The 18,485-nt window shown below is 48.8% G+C and carries 15 protein-coding genes and 3 pseudogenes; all 18 read right to left on the minus strand.

Annotated elements, in window-relative coordinates:
• Positions 1–1,908, minus strand: coding sequence for a PTS sugar transporter subunit IIA (locus tag DFO57_RS12545; protein ID WP_110015389.1), 1,908 nt, complete (start codon positions 1,906–1,908; stop codon positions 1–3).
• Between the two features lie 2 nt (positions 1,909–1,910).
• Positions 1,911–4,544 (minus strand): mannosylglycerate hydrolase, encoded by a 2,634-nt coding sequence (mngB, locus tag DFO57_RS12550; protein WP_014605545.1) that lies wholly within the window; start codon positions 4,542–4,544, stop codon positions 1,911–1,913.
• Between the two features lie 25 nt (positions 4,545–4,569).
• Positions 4,570–5,673 (minus strand): PTS fructose transporter subunit IIC, encoded by a 1,104-nt coding sequence (locus tag DFO57_RS12555; protein ID WP_029570208.1) that lies wholly within the window; start codon positions 5,671–5,673, stop codon positions 4,570–4,572.
• Between the two features lie 13 nt (positions 5,674–5,686).
• Complete coding sequence (locus tag DFO57_RS12560) at positions 5,687–6,010, minus strand: PTS fructose transporter subunit IIB (protein ID WP_014593971.1); 324 nt, start codon at positions 6,008–6,010, stop codon at positions 5,687–5,689.
• The gene (locus DFO57_RS12565; protein ID WP_013026224.1) at positions 6,007–6,468 is read right to left on the minus strand and encodes a PTS sugar transporter subunit IIA; all 462 of its coding nucleotides are present in this window, start codon (positions 6,466–6,468) and stop codon (positions 6,007–6,009) included. Before DFO57_RS12565 ends, DFO57_RS12560 begins: the two co-directional genes overlap by 4 nt.
• Positions 6,469–7,102: 634 nt before the next feature.
• On the minus strand, positions 7,103–7,423 hold the full coding sequence (locus DFO57_RS12570; RefSeq protein ID WP_024472303.1) for a hypothetical protein: 321 nt from the start codon (positions 7,421–7,423) through the stop codon (positions 7,103–7,105).
• A gap of 43 nt (positions 7,424–7,466) precedes the next feature.
• Positions 7,467–7,730, minus strand: coding sequence for a hypothetical protein (locus tag DFO57_RS12575; RefSeq protein ID WP_041930830.1), 264 nt, complete (start codon positions 7,728–7,730; stop codon positions 7,467–7,469).
• Positions 7,731–7,928: 198 nt separating this feature from the next.
• Positions 7,929–8,021, minus strand: a pseudogene (locus DFO57_RS23080) (RHS repeat-associated core domain-containing protein); the annotation flags it as partial.
• 86 nt (positions 8,022–8,107) lie between these two features.
• A pseudogene (locus DFO57_RS23085) lies at positions 8,108–8,200 on the minus strand (type IV secretion protein Rhs); the annotation flags it as partial.
• A 74-nt stretch (positions 8,201–8,274) separates the two neighbouring features.
• The gene (locus DFO57_RS12590) at positions 8,275–8,523 is read right to left on the minus strand and encodes a hypothetical protein (RefSeq protein ID WP_041930831.1); all 249 of its coding nucleotides are present in this window, start codon (positions 8,521–8,523) and stop codon (positions 8,275–8,277) included.
• Between the two features lie 333 nt (positions 8,524–8,856).
• Positions 8,857–9,138, minus strand: a pseudogene (locus tag DFO57_RS12595) (RHS domain-containing protein); the annotation flags it as partial.
• A 548-nt stretch (positions 9,139–9,686) separates the two neighbouring features.
• On the minus strand, positions 9,687–9,893 hold the full coding sequence (locus DFO57_RS12600; protein ID WP_013026226.1) for a hypothetical protein: 207 nt from the start codon (positions 9,891–9,893) through the stop codon (positions 9,687–9,689).
• Between the two features lie 15 nt (positions 9,894–9,908).
• On the minus strand, positions 9,909–14,411 hold the full coding sequence (locus tag DFO57_RS12605) for an RHS repeat-associated core domain-containing protein (RefSeq protein ID WP_110015390.1): 4,503 nt from the start codon (positions 14,409–14,411) through the stop codon (positions 9,909–9,911).
• Between the two features lie 3 nt (positions 14,412–14,414).
• A complete protein-coding gene (locus DFO57_RS12610) occupies positions 14,415–14,855 on the minus strand; it encodes a DcrB-related protein (protein WP_014605540.1) in 441 nt (146 codons plus the stop codon).
• Between the two features lie 12 nt (positions 14,856–14,867).
• Positions 14,868–15,716: a hypothetical protein gene (locus DFO57_RS12615; protein WP_014605539.1), complete on the minus strand. Its 849-nt coding sequence runs from the start codon at positions 15,714–15,716 to the stop codon at positions 14,868–14,870.
• 10 nt (positions 15,717–15,726) lie between these two features.
• Entirely contained in the window at positions 15,727–16,536 is an 810-nt protein-coding gene (locus tag DFO57_RS12620) for a lysozyme inhibitor LprI family protein (protein WP_231858603.1), read from the minus strand.
• 189 nt (positions 16,537–16,725) lie between these two features.
• Positions 16,726–17,106, minus strand: coding sequence for a hypothetical protein (locus DFO57_RS12625; protein WP_014605537.1), 381 nt, complete (start codon positions 17,104–17,106; stop codon positions 16,726–16,728).
• Positions 17,103–18,485 (minus strand): type VI secretion system tip protein TssI/VgrG (tssI, locus tag DFO57_RS12630; RefSeq protein ID WP_146206689.1); only part of this gene is annotated, 1,383 nt, incomplete at its 5' end. The genes DFO57_RS12625 and tssI, both read right to left, overlap by 4 nt.

Consider the following 18,485-nt stretch of genomic DNA (forward strand, 5'->3'; position numbering starts at 1 on the left):
TTAAAGTAAGTACTTTTTTGAGGCTGTAATAAATTCGTTATAATTTTTACACTGACTTATTTTTTCTATAATATCGTCATCCAGAATATTGGTGAGGAAGTCATATATCAGCATACTGTCAATGAACTGGTCCTCACTGATGGCCAACATAAAAACAAGTTTTACCTGTTTACCGCTATCCCACTTAATGCCCTCGGGAAAGATGGCGACAGAGACTGCGGTGCGTACCGCAACAGGCCCTAACGGATGCGGGATGGCGATTTTATCATCCAGCAGCGTTGACGCCCGCGCTTCACGATCTAATACCGACGATAAGAAATGATCGGTAACCCGCCCTTGCGCGGTTAACCTGTCGCAAAGAAACGTAATTAATGATGAACGGGTATAATCTCCCGCATTTAATACAAAAAAATTATCAGCAGAAAAATACGTTAGCATCGCGTTGACAGGCTGTGTTTCAGACACCAAATAATATTTTATATTTTCGAGCTGCCCTCTCTCTGGAAACGGGGGCAATAGAATAATACGTTTATTCTTCTCAACGATATTGACCAGGCTGATGACAATATCTTCGTCAACCTCAGGCAGCAGACTATATTGCTCAACGGAGATCTGCCTGACGATATCTAACCCCGGGTACATGCTAAGGATTTTTTGACAGACGACTCGCGTCGAGGCCATCCCCTGATCGCTAACCACCAGCGCCCGCATCCCCTGACCACTCTGATGGCTGATACTGTCTTCCAGAATGGCGCCAATATGCATGACCAGATAACCGATTTCATCGGCACTAACGGTCGCCTTGAAGAACTGATCCAGTTCACTGAACGCACTAAGCGTTAATTCATACATTAACGGATAGTGGCGTTTTATTTGTTCCAGTAAGGGATTAACAATGGTAATCGCGTTGTTGACGCGAATGCGCATGGCTCTGATATGGCTTAGCAGCGTCGCCTGGGACAGCGCGTCATAATTCACATGAATAAACCACGATGTACTCACGTAGCTCAGGAAGTGATTCATTATCGTGCGTTCAACAGCGTATTGTTCAGAGACCAGATTGTGGCTGGAGGTTGTGGTACAAAAGGCGACAAGATTCATGGCCATGAAGTCAATTTCACTTTGCGAAAACGGCATCGCCGGGTTAACGCATAAAGACTGGAGTACAGCTTCAGCCAGCGTTTTCCAGCCAGGTTCCGCATCGCAAAATTCAAAATCCCGTAGCCATTTGCCTCGCGCCATCCTCTCTTGCGCAATCCCTGTGATCAGGCTTAAAAAGCGAAGATTCGCGTCACTTATCGCGATCCTTTTCTCTGCAAGGCAGTGGCTCAATGCGTTTTTACAGTCCGGGTATGCCGTAACCGGGCCGACATAACTGTCCTCGTCAGTGGCCTGAGTCAGGCGCAGTCGGTGGTCGTAGATGCAACGCCGAAAGGCAATTTCGCTACCTTTAAGCGTAAAGATGTCCTCACCCTCCGACACAATACGCAATTGATAGAGAGAGACGTGACGCTTCAGCAACGTAATATCATTTCTTAAGCTGTAGATACTGATAAACCACTCGGCTTCCCGCTCAGCAAGCCTCACGCCCTGCTCATCAAACAGCAGTGCCTCCAGCATGGCAGCGCGACGTTGTGCCCCCGAACGTGTTTCATTCCATGGCCGTTGGCACTGATCCAGTAAAACCTGCAGAGCCTCAGGCTCGCTAATCTGTAATGAGAAGCCGTTTTTTCGCGAATAGATAAGACGGTTACCAGACTGGCTGACGATGTCACCCACTTCTTTGAGGTCAGTACGGATGGTTCTTGTTGACACCTTCATCTCTTTTGCCAGGGCGGCCTGCGTGATATCGCCCTGCGCGAGTGTCATGAAGATGTCCCTGACCCGTTTGCTGGTGAACAGTCTCATGGTTATATCCGTTTAATCAGCACCGTCTGCACGTCGTTAGGCTTGAGCGTCTGCCGTGCCTGCATGGGCGTCATCTCATCGAGCATTACGCAGCGCGCGTCCTGCAGAGGCGGAATCACGACATCGGTTTCCAGATGGGGATTATAAAATCTGATGATGATTCCGCTGTGGTCTTCCGCACATTTCACCGCACTGACCAGGGCATCGCGGTGTGTTGCTGGCAGGCTTAGCGCGCTATAAGTTTCGGGATAATCCCGCACCTCGTCATTCAGACAAAAACGCAGTCGTCCGTTCAGGAAGTCGCTGTCCTGATAAACGGGAAACTCGGTCAGCCAGGTTTTCGACACGCGCGCATGTTGGGCCTCATCGAATGTGCCGAGGTAAGTTCGCCAGCCAAATGAGAAGGTCATAGTTTTCAACAGCTGGGCATCGGGCGTTTCTACGATACTTTCACCGGACGCGCGGCCCGGCCGATAAAGCAGATTTTCTTTACCCATAAAGCCAAATGTGCGGAACAGCGTCAGCGAGAGCGTATTGAAATCATCCCCGACGATTTCGTATTCACGCACACCATTGGTGTGCAGCGTAAAGCCGTGCTGCTCATCGTGGAGATTGACGTAGCTTTGCATCGGTTCAATCGAGATCGGTTTTTCCTGCCAGCGCTCTTCTTCCCAGCACTGCAGCGCCTTGCCAAGTTGCACCGGTCGGGTGACCGCGCCAAACAGCTGATCGGCACAGGAAACCCGGGCCGCAATATCAGTGGCAAAGTGCACACAAAGACGATGACTCAGAACGTTGTTATCCACTTCCACATTAAAGCGAATAAGATCGTCATTCTGCAGAACGACTTTTACCTTGAGGTTCAGGGTTGTCGTGGCAGTGCCTGCCGCCCTTTCGGCTAAATCAGCCGGGACCTTGAGCGCGTAGCGAAGTATCAGGCCCTGGCTGACGGTACTCTTTTGTTTCTGAACGGTCGTCATGGTGCCCTCAGACGTAATCATCCAGTCGGCCCGAGGCGGCGAATAATTGTATGAATCCCCATCATCACCGTTTTCCACAAACAGCATTTGCCGCGGATAGCGTTTACCGCTCCGTTTATCGGTAATGGTTAACAGGCCATCGGCTTCCGCCTGAATATGGTAAACGTCATTTTCAGCCGTTGTCTCCTGGCTCAGCGCTGGCCTCGCGGCGTTATCCTCACTGAAATCAATGTACCAGCGGTCATAGCCCAGTGCCGGTAATACCGGGCTGTTAACGGTCAGACGCGTACGGCAGACTTTTTCAGGTTTATGCCAGGCTTTACCCGGATCGAGGCGAATCGTCTGATTAAGTACGTATTGCGTCAGGTCTTCTTCCGACTCGATAACACAGGGGATTGCTTTGCCGTTGCCGTCACGCAAGGTAAACGGCAGCCCCGGCAGCCAGGCCTCAAAGGTTATGTCTGGAGCAACACTCCACGGCAGTGGATTAAAAGCGGTGAAGGTAAAATCATGCTGGCGCGGAATGCGCTGTGTGATCAGTCGGGTATGTAACTCCAGTAAATTCTGCGCCAGCCCTTTGGCTTCTTTATAGCGGAAGAAGACATCCTGATTGGTATCATCGCTGTTGCATCCGCCGATGCTGTCATGGGCGGCGTTGTAAAACATCAGTTTCCATATCGTTGCGACAATATGTTTGGGATAGGCATTGCCCAGGCTCTGACTTATCGCCAGCACAGGCTCAAGCGTATTCACCAGCAGCGATTCAACTTCATTGTTTAACAGTTTCAGGTCGGCACGACAGGAGAAGATCGTTTTGTGCACGCGCGAATGCTTAGCTTCGGTCAGTTCACCCTTTAGCGTTCGAGCCTCTGCACCGGCTTCCTGTTCCAGCATCTTAACGACAGTCAGCGGATTGCTGATGAGGTACTCGCGGCTATCATCACGGGCATTAAACTGCTCGACTAATTCTGGCAAGTTGCGGCGCACGGGAGCCTGGTCGAAGCCATGAGGAAACAGCAGGTGCTGGCGATGACTGCGCGCTTCTATTGCAGCCATCTTCTCATCAAGAAAGGCTTTCATGGTTTCAGGCGTTTCATCCAGCAAGCCGCCGTAGTGATAACCCCACGGCATCTGCAGGGCAAAAACCCGGTCACCGTTATCACCCTGCCAGAAAAATTCTGTTTCGTGCAGCGTATTATCGGCGATGCCGCGCCAGAATAAGGCATGATGGATACCGAACTGGCGATAGAGTTGCGGCATATTGCCGCCCTGGCCAAAACAGTCCGGAACATAGCCTAGCTTCATTACGTTGCCATGGCGTTGAGCCACTTCCATACCGTAAAACAAATTCCTGACAACAGACTCCTGATGAATCACCAACTGATCCGTTTGGGTAAACCACGGCCCCGTCAGCAAACGTTCATCGGCGATCAGTTTCGTGAGTCTGGCTCGATCCTCAGGAGCCCACTGAAGATAGCTTTCGATAAGTGAGCTTTGTGCGTCTAATAAATAGCAGGGAAACTCAGGATGGGTTTCCAGTACCTGAATAAGATTTTTAATATGGTTATACAGGTAAATCCGCGAGCGTGAAGACGTAAAATACCACTCCTGATCCCAGTGCGTGTGCGTATAGAGATGAACTGTCCGCTTTTTCATATTATTAACCTTACTAAAAACCGCTTTAGTCGAATTTAATTTCAATATCGTCCGGGGAAGTATTGATGCTCTCGCTGTTCGCATCCGTCTCATTAAAATTCACTAAAACGTTAGCGCCTATTGCGATCACCAAGGTGCCCACCAGCGCGCCAAGAAAATAGGCCCACGGATTCCCGACGGTAAAACCACCGTACAAGCCCCCCAACGGCGGCATAATGGGATACGCTTTAAACAGCGCCACCGTCATTGAGCCCATGGCGCCCGCCAGTATGTTTAACGGAATTAATCGCGCGGGATTTTTTAACGTAAACGGTATTGCCCCTTCGGATATTCCCAGAATGCCCATAATCACCGAGCCATTACCGGCTTCTTTTAGGGTTTCACTGAAGTTACGTGGCCGGATAAAGCGGGCAGCGGCATAGCCTAATGGCGGAATAATAATCGCGACATTGACCAAAATAGCCGGTAAATAAACGCCACTCATAAACAACACATTTCCCGTGCCCCATGCCGCTTTATTAACCGGCCCGCCAAGGTCAAAACAGATCATCCCACCCAGTACCGCAGCCAGCACAACGGTATTGGTGCCGTCTTCGGTCATGCGCTGCACCCAGGCCATCAGCGAACTGTTTAGCCAGTGCAGGACATCGCCCAGCAGCAACAGCATCACGACAACCTGCAGCCCAACGGTAATAAACGGCAGGATAATTAGGGGCACGGACGAAGCGGCAGAACCGGTGATGCGGATTTTTCGTGATACCCATTCCGCAGAATAACCCGCCAGTAAGCCGCCCAGCACCGCTCCCAGAAAACCGGATCCAGTAACAGAGGCAATCAAACCCGCCGCAAAACCTGGCGCCAGCCCTTTTTTCCCGGCTATTGAATAGGCAACGTAAGCACCTAATACGTAATTCATTAATCCAATGATTTTGAAGCCGATATCCTGGGCAAGATACAGCCATTTTTCCAGCCCGCTACTGTGGGCAAAGCTGTCCAGATTGGGTTCACCCAGGATGATGCCGATAATCTTGGCCACGGCGACGACTAACGAGCCGGCAATAATGACGGGCAGCGCAAAAGAGATCCCTGTCATTAAATGGTTTTTGATATTGACCATAGTTTTTTTCATAGTGTCACCAATATCACGGGTTACGGCGCGCCTCGACAGCCGCCACGCATTTTGCAATGACCTCGGCTGCATGTCCGACGCACTGACTGATTTTCACCCTAATGACTGTCTTGCCGGCAAAGCGCTCTTCTTCTTCAATCGAGCGATCGGCGGCAATCAGCACAAAGTCCGCTTCAGCAATATGTTGCGGGGTTAATTTATCGATCATCCCCATCGCCCCTTGCTGTTCGATATGCACCTGATGGCCCAGCTTTCTTCCCTCTTTCTCAAGCGATTTGGCTGCCATTGGCGTATGGGCTAAGCCCGCAATACAGGACGTGACGCCTACGATATTCATGCTTCCTCCTTAAACTGGATTCGTTGCACCATAAACTGGAACAGGGCATCCCTGTTTTCGAGCGTAAATAAGGCTCGCCTGAAATCATCATCAACAATCTGGCTTGCCAGCGCGTTGATGATTTTTAAATGCAGAAGACTGGCGCCAGATTTTGGTACCAACAGCGCGAAGATTATTTTAATGGGTTCCCCATCCAGACTTTGCCATTCAATTGCGTCATTCAGCCGAATAAAAATCACGCCGGCTTTTATTACGTTGTCCGTTTTGGCATGAGGCATGGCGATTTGACTTTCAAAACCCGTGGAATATTCATGCTCGCGCTGCCAGAGATCCGTTTTAATGTCATCTGCACTCAGCGCCCATCCCTGTGCAACCGCGTGCGAAGCAATAAAATCAAAGACCTCGTCTTTGCTGGTAAATGCTTTATTTAAGAATATGCTTTCGCGATCAATAAGCATGTTTTCCCTCTTGCCGGATTATTCCGTACCTTGATGAAAATCCTAACGGAAACCTAAGGTATGTAAACACAAGCGGTTTCCGGTATGGTGCGGAAGATGTCTGCGGCAGAGCGGGCCAGAAATGGGAGGCAGGTCTAAATAATAACTTTCTTTGAGATATTGATCACGTGGAGGAACAAGTAGAGGTTTTAGAGGTGTTGTAAGGTGGTAAAGAATAGGGATGTTTGAAAAGGGGATTGGAGGGAATAAAAGAATTCAGCTGAGTGATTATGGCAAGAGGGAATGGTATTTTGTTATATGTTAAATAATCTTATGTAGCCCCCCTGAAAGGTAATACAAAATTGAAGTAGTACTTACAATCAAGATTGATTGAAACCCTATATAGATAAAGAAGTCTTAAATACCAACTTTATAGATTCTTTCTTGAAATTATCATTAGAGAGCATACACTCTAACTTCCTGATACAACCGGAAAATCCATAATTATTTAGCTATTAAAACCACAGCACCTGCAATTAACCTCTTCGCACACCACTTGAAAGTGCGCTAATAACCTCTAGGAAAAACGATATTTCAAAAACCCCTTCAAAAAATTCAATTAAAGTAGCGCTATAAAAAGTTGGCAACTGTATTCTTACCTTTCCCTCACTACGAAATCTCCCGGGCCATTCCAGGCTATCTCCTTATAAGGCATATTAATTTCACCTCTTTCCTTAAGGTAATCCATAACCTGAGATGGAGCCCAACCCTGTCCGTATGAAAACAACGCGCCCATCTCAATAAGTTTTTTCAATACAGTAATCTTATCATTTCCATCTTTAAAATTAACACAGTAAGAACACCCCGCCTCAAGATAACTACGCATCGATAAAATAGAAATGTCATGACCGCAACCTACTGATTTAATTACAACTATTTTATCTTCCAATATAGTCACAACAATAGCCTTTAACATTTCACTCCTTAAATAATCTCAACCAGCTTATTTTCACCAATATTTACTTAAGCTTAGATAACTCCTTTTTAAACTTTGCTATCAATTCCATCCATTCGTTATATGAATTATTTTTAACATAGCAATCACCCAACCATTTTGGATGACAACGTAAAAGTAAACTTTCGATAGCGCTCAACCTCTCAGAGTCGCTTTTACTTAATGTCAATACCTTACCCATTAGACTTTTTATTTCATTCGCTTCATCTACGTAAGAAGCAAACATCAATGCTTCGTATATTTTCAAACTAGTTTTATCTATACTCATGGCGTTTTTGGTGCCTCTTTGATACTCATCACCTGTGAAGTTTATTCGCTACTCTCTAGTGAATTTCTTAATCGCCATTTAGAATTTAACATTCCATTGTTATTGATAATAAACCGCAAAATAACCACAGACCTTAATGCTCATATAAACCAGAAATGTGAGTTCGCTGATATTATTAATTTCGAATTTCTTTGAACAGTTTATCCCGCATGTGAGCCCTATCGGGTCCTGCTGGGTAAACCGAGCGCTGTCCGGGTCATAATAGCGGAACAAATTATAGTGGAGCCCGGTTAATTCGGCACCTGTGGCGCCTCACCCCTTTGGCTATCGCTAAAGCGATGTTCAAATTTGCTTGAGCAAATTAGGTACTGGCCTTACATGCCCAGGTTCTGCTCTACCACCGGAATTCGCTGGTTAGACTCGCGCAGCTGTTTGCCCCACGGGCTCTTAACACCTTCCCATACTTTTTGCCTTTATTAAGTTCGTCATAATATCCACCGTAAAATCAATGCATAATTCAAATTAAATTTAATTAATTCAAGTTTCACTGCCAAATATTAAATAACTGTTTCCAGATTTCCATCTCTTCATCTGTAGCAAGACTATAATCGCCAGTAACCTTTCGATAATTCATGAAACAAACGTCAATGGCCCGAATTGAAACTGTTTTATTCTTACGGCTCCCATCAATGATAAATTTCATCTTATCGCGATATTCTTCATCTTTAATCATTTTTTGGAAAAAGACCTCAAGAAAATCTAAAACTTCATTATAGGAAAATAAATCTATCATTCTCTCCCCTATAAAATATCAACTTTATCAAACTCTATTACACTTGAATTAGCATGCATTTTTTGATTTCTCCAGCACCATATTCTGAGGACGCTTAGATGAATGGTCAAGAGGTGGCTCCCTCTCTATCACCAAACATTCGAGGATGACGCACTTGTGGCACGCAGTTTCCAAAAAATTGCAACGTATCCCCCCTAAATCTGAAATAACTCTATGATTTGTACATTAATATCAAAAAATAAAATGTAAACTCCTTGAAATCGGCACCTGCGGTGCCTCATTCCTTGGGGCCATCACTGAAGCGATATTCAAATTTGCTTAAGCAAATTAAACCCGGTCCAGATACTTGCCCTGCATACGCAGGTTCTGCTCCACCACCGGAATTCGCTGGTTAGACTCCCGCAGCAGTTTGCCCCACGGGCTGTTCACGCCTTCCCAGGTCTTTTGACCTTCAGCGTCGGTCAGTAGTTCTGGCGTGCCGTTAGCCGCGCAGTGGAACCAGAATATTTCCGGGCTTTCCACGCCATCAATACGGACCAAAGGCTCATAGCTCTGGCTGTCGCTGTACACATAGGTAAGCGGAGTATCGTCATGTATTTTCTGCAGCGGGCGGAAGGTTTGAGAGAAAAGTGGATGGTATGACGAGAGTCGCGGAATGGGTGTTCTGCGAAAACAGTAATGAAGAGCTGCATGGTTTATTTCATGCGACGCTGCCGGGCGATGTTAGCGAAGCATTGTGTACGGCAATATTGGGAAAACAGGATGAAAGCATACCCCTTAAATATCCATAAAGCATAAACCAGAGTTGGAAACAATAATCATAAAAAAAGACTATCTTGTGAATACTTAAGTTTAGATATATCTAATATTTACCAATCCTAAATTTCAAACAGCCCTTGACTCCAAACCTTCTTGGCATTTAATTTGACTGGAACCAGCTTTTAAATTAGCGCCCTCAAGAGTCACAACTCTATAAATAAAAAACCTTACTACTTTATTTTCAAGGTAATCACTCTGATTTAAGCAAAACTCCCCGAGCTATCATCATAGTAAAATAATATACCAAACTAGCACTAAAATTGTCATTTTGATAAAACGCCAAAGTAGATACTTTGGCAGAGTGTAAGACTACGAAATGCAAGTGCAGATTAATAAACCCAATATCAACAATTTATTTTATCTCTAACTTGAGTGCTTATTATTACCTCATATGCATCTTGTTCGCTTAACTTTGCTTTATTAAACTCTTCTTCGCTTATCTCAGATTTAACATCTCTATTAGTAATCCCACCAGCGTCATAATTGATATAGTATTTGCCATCTTCTTGAGTAATGAACATGCCATAGCCACTAAATATAGCCTTTCCCATTATATTCTCCTTACTTTAAATTTTATTGATAATAGCTTGATTTAAGGGAGTCGGATCTATAGCTGCTTCCGGAATCCCTCCCGATGTATACCCTCCGGGAAGCCAAAATTTATTTGCTCCAGCCTCATTACCAGATGGCATCCGCAATCCAGTTGGATTGGGTATGTCAATTCTTACAGGTGCGTCACCTAGCTCTCCTTTCGACAATCCTAACAATTTCTCAATTGTGCGAACATCACCGCCTGATCTAGCGATCACATCATCAGCGACTGACTTAGGCATAACAAAATGTCCACCTGGCGGCCCAATTTCGGAATATTCTGGATTAACACCCCACGCAATTTTTGACACTCCACCTTCAAACTGACTTAGATGAGCTTTAATTTTATTAGGATCTAAGTAAGTGACTGGATCAGGGAATTTTTCTGGTTTAACAATCCCTTTTGTAGCATTGTATGCTCGACCAGCCTGTTTCCTTGTAGAGAATGCACCTTTCGTCTTCCGTTGAAAATCATTCCATTTGTTCTTACAACTCAACCCCAACGGATCCACCCAGCCCAGCGCATTCGGGGCATACTGGTAAAGGTTTATCCCGCCCGCCAGACCTATCGGGTCATGCTGCGTAAACCGGCCGCTGTCCGGATCATAATAACGGAACAAATTATAGTGCAGCCCGGTTTCACGATCCAGGTACTGGCCCTGCATACGCAGATTCTGCTCCACCACCGGAATTCGCTGGTTAGACTCGCGCAGCAGTTTGCCCCATGGGCTGTTCACACCTTCCCAGGTTTTCTGCCCTTCAACGTCGGTCAGCAGTTCCGGCGTGCCGTTAGCGGCGCAGTGGAACCAGAATATCTCCGGGCTTTCCACGCCATCTATACGGGCCAGCGGTTCATAACTCTGGCTGTCGCTGTAGACATAGGTAAGCGGAGTATCGTCGTGGATTTCCTGCAGCAGGCGGTAGCCTTCCCAGACAAAGCGCGTTGTGACGGCCTTGCCAGACGGCCTGCCCTGTAACAGTTGCTGGCGGGTTTTACTGATGCGTCGCCCCAGCGGATCGTAGCGAAAGCTCACCTTAGTACGTGGCTTATTGCGGTCCCGCGGTTCGCTGATGACGTCCGTCAGGCGGTGTTCACCATCGTAACGGTAGCGCCAGCGGGTCTGGCCGTCATCCTTTTCGGTGGTGCGGCCATGAATGTCGTACTGCCAGCGGATACCGTTCAGTTCAGTGACGCGGTTATGCATGATATGGGAAGCGGCATGGCGATCCAGCGGGTTGCCTGCGCCATCCCAGCGCCACTGCTCATTACCCGGCTGCGCGCCTTCCTGAGACAGCAGCCGACCGGCGTTATCGTAGTGCCATAATGTCTGGCTGAACGGGTTATCGTCGCGCTCTTCACGGATTAGGTTGTTGCCGTAATCGAAGTCCCGCCGACGGGACCAGACGCGCGGCGCAGGACGCTGTGCTTCACCTTTGAAAACGTCACGGCGGCGCAGCCTGCCTAAGCGATCGTACTCACTGCGCGTGGTCAGGCCGCCCTGCGTGCGGCTGAGTTCCCGATGCAATGTGTCACGGGTAAACTCAGTGACCGGCAGGTTGTCCAGCGCGATGCTCAGTAAATGGCCGCTGCCGTAGTAAAGCTGCTTCAGGTTGCGACCATCCGGCAGGGTTAAGGCCGTGCAGTTACCCAGCGCGTCGTAATCCCAGGCCAGCGCGCCCTGTTCACCCTGCTCACCTACGATACGGCCCAGCGCATCATAGGTAAACGCAATCTCCTGCTCGGCCTGCTGGCTCCACTCGGTGTCAGACAGCGGCAGATGCTGCGACACTTTACTTAACTGCCCACCACCGCTGTAGTGATAGCGCGTCTGGCCTTCCGGCGTGGTCCGTGCCAGCAGTTGTCCCGCCCGGCTCCAGTGATAGCGATGGGTAATCGCCTGAGGATGCCCGGCGGCAAAGGTGCGAGATAACGTGCGTCCTGCCGCGTCATACTCGTATCGCGTGGCAACGCCATCCAGCCCAACCTGGGCCAGCAACAGGGAATCTGCGCCCCACTCGAACTGATACTGCTCGCCGTTCTCGTTTTGCAGCGCAGTCAACCGACCACGGCTGTCCCAGCTGCGCTGAACCGTCTCGCCCTGGGCATTACGGTTGGCGATTAAGCGCCCGACGTTGTCGTAGCGGAATTCACTACGTTTACCATCCGCTGACTCGTGGGCCAGTGGCAGGCCGTTGTCGCTCCAGCGCAATCGCTCTTCCCAGCCCTCTGCCCGCTCCAGCAGAACAGGACGCCCCGCAGCATCATAGTGATACCGGGTTTCTTCACCATCCGGGGCGGTCACACAACTGAGCCAGCCAAGGGGATGATAGCGGTAGCGCGTCGTCAGCCCTGAACAGTCTGTTTCGCGGATAACCTGGCCGGCATCATTGAATTCACGACGATAGCTGTTGCCTGCCGCGTCAATCTCTTCGACAACCAGCCCAAACTCATCCCGCTTATAAAAGGTACTCTGCCCGAGCGCATCAGCCACGCGCTCAAGGCCATGATGGGGATCGTAATAGTATTTCGTGGTGGCACCGTCAGCCCCGGCAACGACCGTGGGCAGAGAACGGTGTGACAGCCATTGCACCGCCTGTACACCGCCGTCCGCATCTTTCTCTTCTACACGGTTGCCGAGATCGTCATAGGTGAAGCTCACCGCATTACCCAGCGGATCGATACGGCGCGTCAGAAGTTCGTTTTCATCCCACTCATAGCGCCAGGTCTCGCCCCGCTCATCAATAAAGCAGGTGATAAGCCCTGCAGCATTCCAGTGATGTTCGCGCTGCTGACCGTCATAGGTCGATACGCGCGTGATGCCAGCATCAAGATCATAATGCATGTGACAGCCGTCACCGGTATTGGTGCGGTTTTCAACGACGCGCCAGTGATCCAGCTTCTGCCAGCGATATTCACTTTCCAGCCCGCCCGGCAGTTGATGCCAGACCATTAACCCGTCATCGTTGTAACGGAAACGACGCGAGACAACGCCTGCGGCATCGGTGACGCTGGCAAGCTGGCCCTGTTCATTATAAGTCCAGTGCGTTAATGGCCACTGCTGCTCACCATCAAAATGGCTGGCCGAGGTCGGGCGCTGTGCATGCTGTTTGTCGTCGTAATGCAGGGTGACATCAATAGCCAGCGGCGCGTCATGAATGCGCACCAGACGAGCCTGCTCGTCCCAGCCCATCTCCAGCGCATTGCCGTACTCGTCGCTCAGAGAAGCCAGCCGCAGCACTTGCGGATCAGCGGCCGTACGTCTGTACAGACGCCATACCGCACCGTCGTCGTCGGCAATGGCGACATCACCCAGTTCGTTGCGCCTTACCATCAGCCCTTCGCTGATGCTGTAGAGCACCTCTTTTTCACCGGGAACCGCAAAGCTCAGCTCGCGCCCGTTGTCATCAAACCAGGTCGCCTGATTGCCATCCAGCGTTATATAGCTGTCAAACACCGTCGCCCAGCCCAGACCAAATAATCCGCTGCGCTGGGTCAGGCTGTTATAGCTACGCTGGAAACTGAGCGGGAAGCGACCAGGAAGGGAGAAATCGCGCTCGGCATCATCATTAAGCACTTTGACGCCCGTGGAGGCATGAACCGGAAACAGCGATGAGAAGGCGGCGTTGATCGCCATATCCGCCATCATCCCACCGACCGCGCCAGCAAGTGCGCAGGGCATGTTTTTCAGAATCTGGCTGGGGCGACCACGAATCAGGGAAAGGCCGATCATCATCACGGCCAGACCTGGCACCTTGCCACTTTTAATCTCTCTTACAGTGACGGTTTCACCACCAATGATGACATTGGGGGAAACATCGTCACTCACGGTGGCATCACAGGTGGTTTTATCCTTTGCGCGCACCGCAGGCTGGCCATTGATAAAGACGCTTTTCGATCCCTGCGCCAGATATTGCGGTGCGCTGTGCTTTTCACAGGCCACTTTGTCCTGTTCCAGCGGAGAGGTGCCAGCGTCGGCGGAGGCTACCGTGGGTTGCCACATTGCACTGCCAAACTGACCCACCGCAGAGAGCAGCATGCCGCCATAGTCTGCGAAACTCTTGGGCGATTGCGGTTCCGGTGGCGGCGTATCTCCGGGCGTAAGCATCCCGGCCGCGCGTGCAGCTAAAAGACCATTCACGTGAACATTCTCTGATCCGCTGGCGATCACACCGGCTGGAGAAGGCGGGAATATCATGTCTCCCAGCCCATCGGCCGCTTTAGTGATGTCATCCGAAATGCCCGCAGCATTCGCTAATACACCGCCAATAATGCCGCTGAGCAGACAGCTGGAACCAATGGCTGCGACGCCTGCCGCAGCCATTCCTGCCCCCAGCAATGGTGCTGCTGCTGTTGCCGCCGCACCGACCGCCGCACCGATCACCGCGTAGGCTGCGCCCTCAGCGACAATACTGGTGATATCAGCGAAAATGCTGGAATGAATGATCTCATCGCCCACGCGGGCCGCACGGTTATCCATAGCTTATGCTTTCCGTGGGTTGTTCAGACTCAGGCTTTGTTTGAAGGCACTCCAACGCTGTCCGTCTTCTTCATTGAAAGCGCGCATCGCGGAGAGGGTAAAAATCATTAAGATGTTGCTATCCGGAACCCGGGTCGCCAACTGTCGCTGCCACACGGCTTGTCCGTTACGATCGAAGGCGGTTTCAACTTCTAGCGCACGCAAAGCGTTATCCGCGCCAGCCGTAACCCGAACAAATTCCGTCTGCTGAATATGGCCCATCTGGCTGCGCAACGTGTCCCACTGGCGCTGAAACTCTTTTTCCGCATCGCTGTCTTCAGGAATCACACCACGGCTCACCACTAATGCCAGTCCGCTGGCGTCATCCCGCAAAATATTCATGGTCGTGTCCTGCCAGGCGGCAGGAAACAGCGCAAAAGCGCCTTCATTAAACTGATAATTCATAGGATGTCCGTTTTATTGATTGTTTGTGGCGGGTGGAACCAGGCTACGATAATCGCCATCCGCGTTATCGGCATTTGTGAGTATCTGTGTGTTATCACGAGCAACTTTGATATCAAAAAGCCGGGGAGAAATATCCGGGTCCCCGCCGCAACTGACGTCATGGTTGTCTTCACGAACCGTGATGATGTAGAACGCCTTCTCGCTGGTGTCATCCAGGTCGTATCTCAGACATTGATCATCAAGCGCGGTGAGGTGATAAGTATGAATCGCGTTCGTCGCTAAGGCGATAGCCTGATCAGCGCTGACTTCATGTTGCTCTGCACTCATGGTGGTATTCAACATGATGTGGCTGACTTTTTGCTGGTCAATTTCGAACATCAACTGCTTCTCACCCATCTTATAGATAAGCCAGTGCTGATTATCACTGTTATCTTCTTTTCCGGGTCCGTAGGCTTTCTGAACCTGTTCCACGCTATCGCCGACGATTATGTTACGAGCCGTCGGCACGCTGGCACCGTCCAATAGGATCTCTGCCAGAATTGCATGGCTGGCGTTTCCTACCGCCGTCGCGCTGAATAACTGAAAGCCTTCATAGGTATGTTGGTAATAGTTGTACCGCTGCTCATTGATGACGACTTCTCCGGCCACAACGGAACTCAGGGCTTTGCCTGCGCGTATGAAGCTTTGGTTGTTCCATGCGTCGCCGGGGGTGAAAGCGTAGTCGTTGAGCAGAACGGAAAAATCTCCCTCATTTAAAGCGGGAGTTACGGTTTCTGCAGTGGATTCAGCCCTGGCAAGGCACGATACCAACATAAGGACAGCCACAAACAATAAGCTGCTGAAAAGACGATTTATGAACATTGTGCTTTTATCATGGTAAAGGCACGAGAGTATCAAATGAAACCGGTGTCGGCATTAGGTTACCATCACGATCTTCAACAAGTTGCCACGAAAGATTTGCCCCTTTTAAGGTGACTCTGGCTTTCCTGCGGTCGGGTTCACCTGACGAGGAAGGGAATGAAAGCATAGCAGTGTTACCGCTCACGCGTCCGTGCAATATATGGGGATTATCATCATCAGGACAATCTATCTGCTCAGTACCATTCATATAACAGTAGGTGCCGGTAATATCATCGCCATGCTGTACCAGCGTCACATTAAGCGTACCGTTCTTTTCGCTCTCTCCATACCAACTGCCCGTTAAAGGTGCTGAAGGAGCTAACTCATCTGCACGATTAATTGTCATTTTTAAATAACAGCGATCGCCTGCAATTAATTCAGCATCCTCGTTTGCTGCGTTAGCAATTTGCGCGTTGCAGTTAGTATCACGATATTTAACCCATTGACGCTGCGCCTCCACATAACGCTGCCTGGCATCTTCACGGCGCGTTGCCAAAAAATGTTGGTAGTTTTGGTTCAGCCGTGCATCCTGACGCTTGATTTCGTTGCGGTAGCAATTACTTAATTTCTCATTCGTTGCGCTACTTTTACTTAAGCAGACCAAGAAAATGCGCCCTTCATCATTAAGTGTGACGTGATTTTTTTCATTAGCCTTGCTGGTGCTACTTATTAGAAAAACAGATAAAGAAAAAATTAAAATTAAAGAAAAACGAGGCATTATCAAGACGCACCGTATAAGTTGAGAATTATCAGGACTTGAGGCAGCAAAAAAATCAATCATGATTAAATTTTAAACAAATTACTACACGTTCGCGCCAGTCACATAAAACCTAACGCCTTCATTAATCAATAAAAAACTTAAATCCTTATAAATATAAAAATTCATATTAATCAAAAAGCATCATCACAGCAAACCAAACAAGAAAACAAGGGTACTAAACTTTAAGCACCCTTGTTTATTAAATTACAGCTAATTACTCTTTTTTTGCTGAGCATCCTGATTGTAGTCTGGAGCAATACCTTTATGCATATCAATTAATCTGTCTTTTTCAACCCAGCCAGTAACTTGGTCACCGTCATCAGAAAGATACATGACACTGTAATAACCATGATATTCAACGTAGGCATATAGGCTATTACCCGGAATGACGAAAACTCCTTTTTCCAAACATTTCTTATCTGGAGCAGAGTAAAACTGTAACCGGCCTTCCCCACCTACTTTGAAAACATTATCAGTATTATCAAAACTTATGCCTTTCTTTGTTGCCGTGCTATCAAGGTCTTGACAAATATCATTAGCTGAAGAAAAAAAGGGCAAAGCAACAAGTAAAGCAATTAAAGTCCTGGTCATAGGAGGCCTCTACCTTTCATTACTGAAATCAAGCTTTTAGCATAGTTGGGATCCGTTGCATAGCCTTTATCCTGTAATCCTTTGGCCCACTCAACAGGATCCGATGACTGAAACAAACTACTATACCTCTGATTTTTAATCAAAAATTGAGAATGCTGTTCAATACTTTCATCTACTGAGTCATAACTCGCGAATTTGTCTAAAACAGGTACTCGTTTGCCATTTATGTTTTCATGAGTCCATGATTCCACATAATTTGGCGAGCCGTGTGCTTTTACCCCAAAAAGATTATTACTGACCTTATTGGTATTAACGTCAGTCGGCACTCTCTTTCCCCAGTCAGATTCCAATATGGCTTGAGCAGTTGTTACCTGTGCAGGGACGCCTGTCTTTTTCTCATCAGCTTGAGCTGCGGCGTACACCTTATCAAAAAAGGCTTGTTTTTCGGGAGGTAACGGCCGCACTTTCTTTTCAGTTTTATTGTTTACTGGTGTGGAAGGGGATTTCGCATGCTCAACCTTCGCTTTAGGTGCTGCCGGGGCCGCCTGCCCCTTTTGCTTTGGGGGGAAAAGATTCACAACGGCCTGATTGATGTTGCCTTTGTGGCCAGCACCAGGTGCACCCGTACCCGGCTGCGCACCGGATGTATTTAAATTGAGTTTTCCGCCTGATGTAGTGATGTGTCCATCACCGTTCACAAACAGATTGAAGCCCTTACCGACAATATTGATATGACCATTAGCATTAAGTTCGATAGCGCTTTCGCCACATTCAAGCCGTAACTTAGTACCTGAGCCCAGTACATAGGTATCAACAACATTGTCGATTTTCCCTTGTCCCGTTAAACGCTCTTCTCCACCTTTCACGCCATGTACACGGTTGGTTTCAACGCGATAGAGTTCGTTACCGCCTGCATAGTGGCTGTGGTTGTTGGCAACGGAATGGCTGGAATCATTTTTAACATGTGTATCCATGTTCTTCTGCGCCTGGATCCACAAATGCTCCTCGCCCGCCTTATCCTCAAAGCGTAATGCGTTCGCGGTATCCGCAGTGCCGTCTTTCGAGCGACTCAGAAAGCCCATTTGTGTGGCGGCAGCCGGTAGTGCCCATGGCGGCATACTGGCTTCGTTATAAACGCGGCCAATGATCAACGGACGATCTGGATCGCCATTGATGAAGTCCACGACAACCTCATCGTTGACGCGCGGGATCTGCACCCCGCCGAAGCCCTGACCCGCCCAGGCACTCGATACGCGCACCCAGCACGAACTCGTGTCGTCACCCTTCGCCAGACGGTCCCAGTGGAACTTCACCTTCACCCGGCCGTATTTGTCCGTCCAGATGCTCTCGCCTTTCGGCCCCACCACCTTCGCCGTCTG

The organism is Pantoea sp. AG702, from assembly GCF_003182295.1.
GTDB lineage: Bacteria > Pseudomonadota > Gammaproteobacteria > Enterobacterales > Enterobacteriaceae > Pantoea > Pantoea ananatis.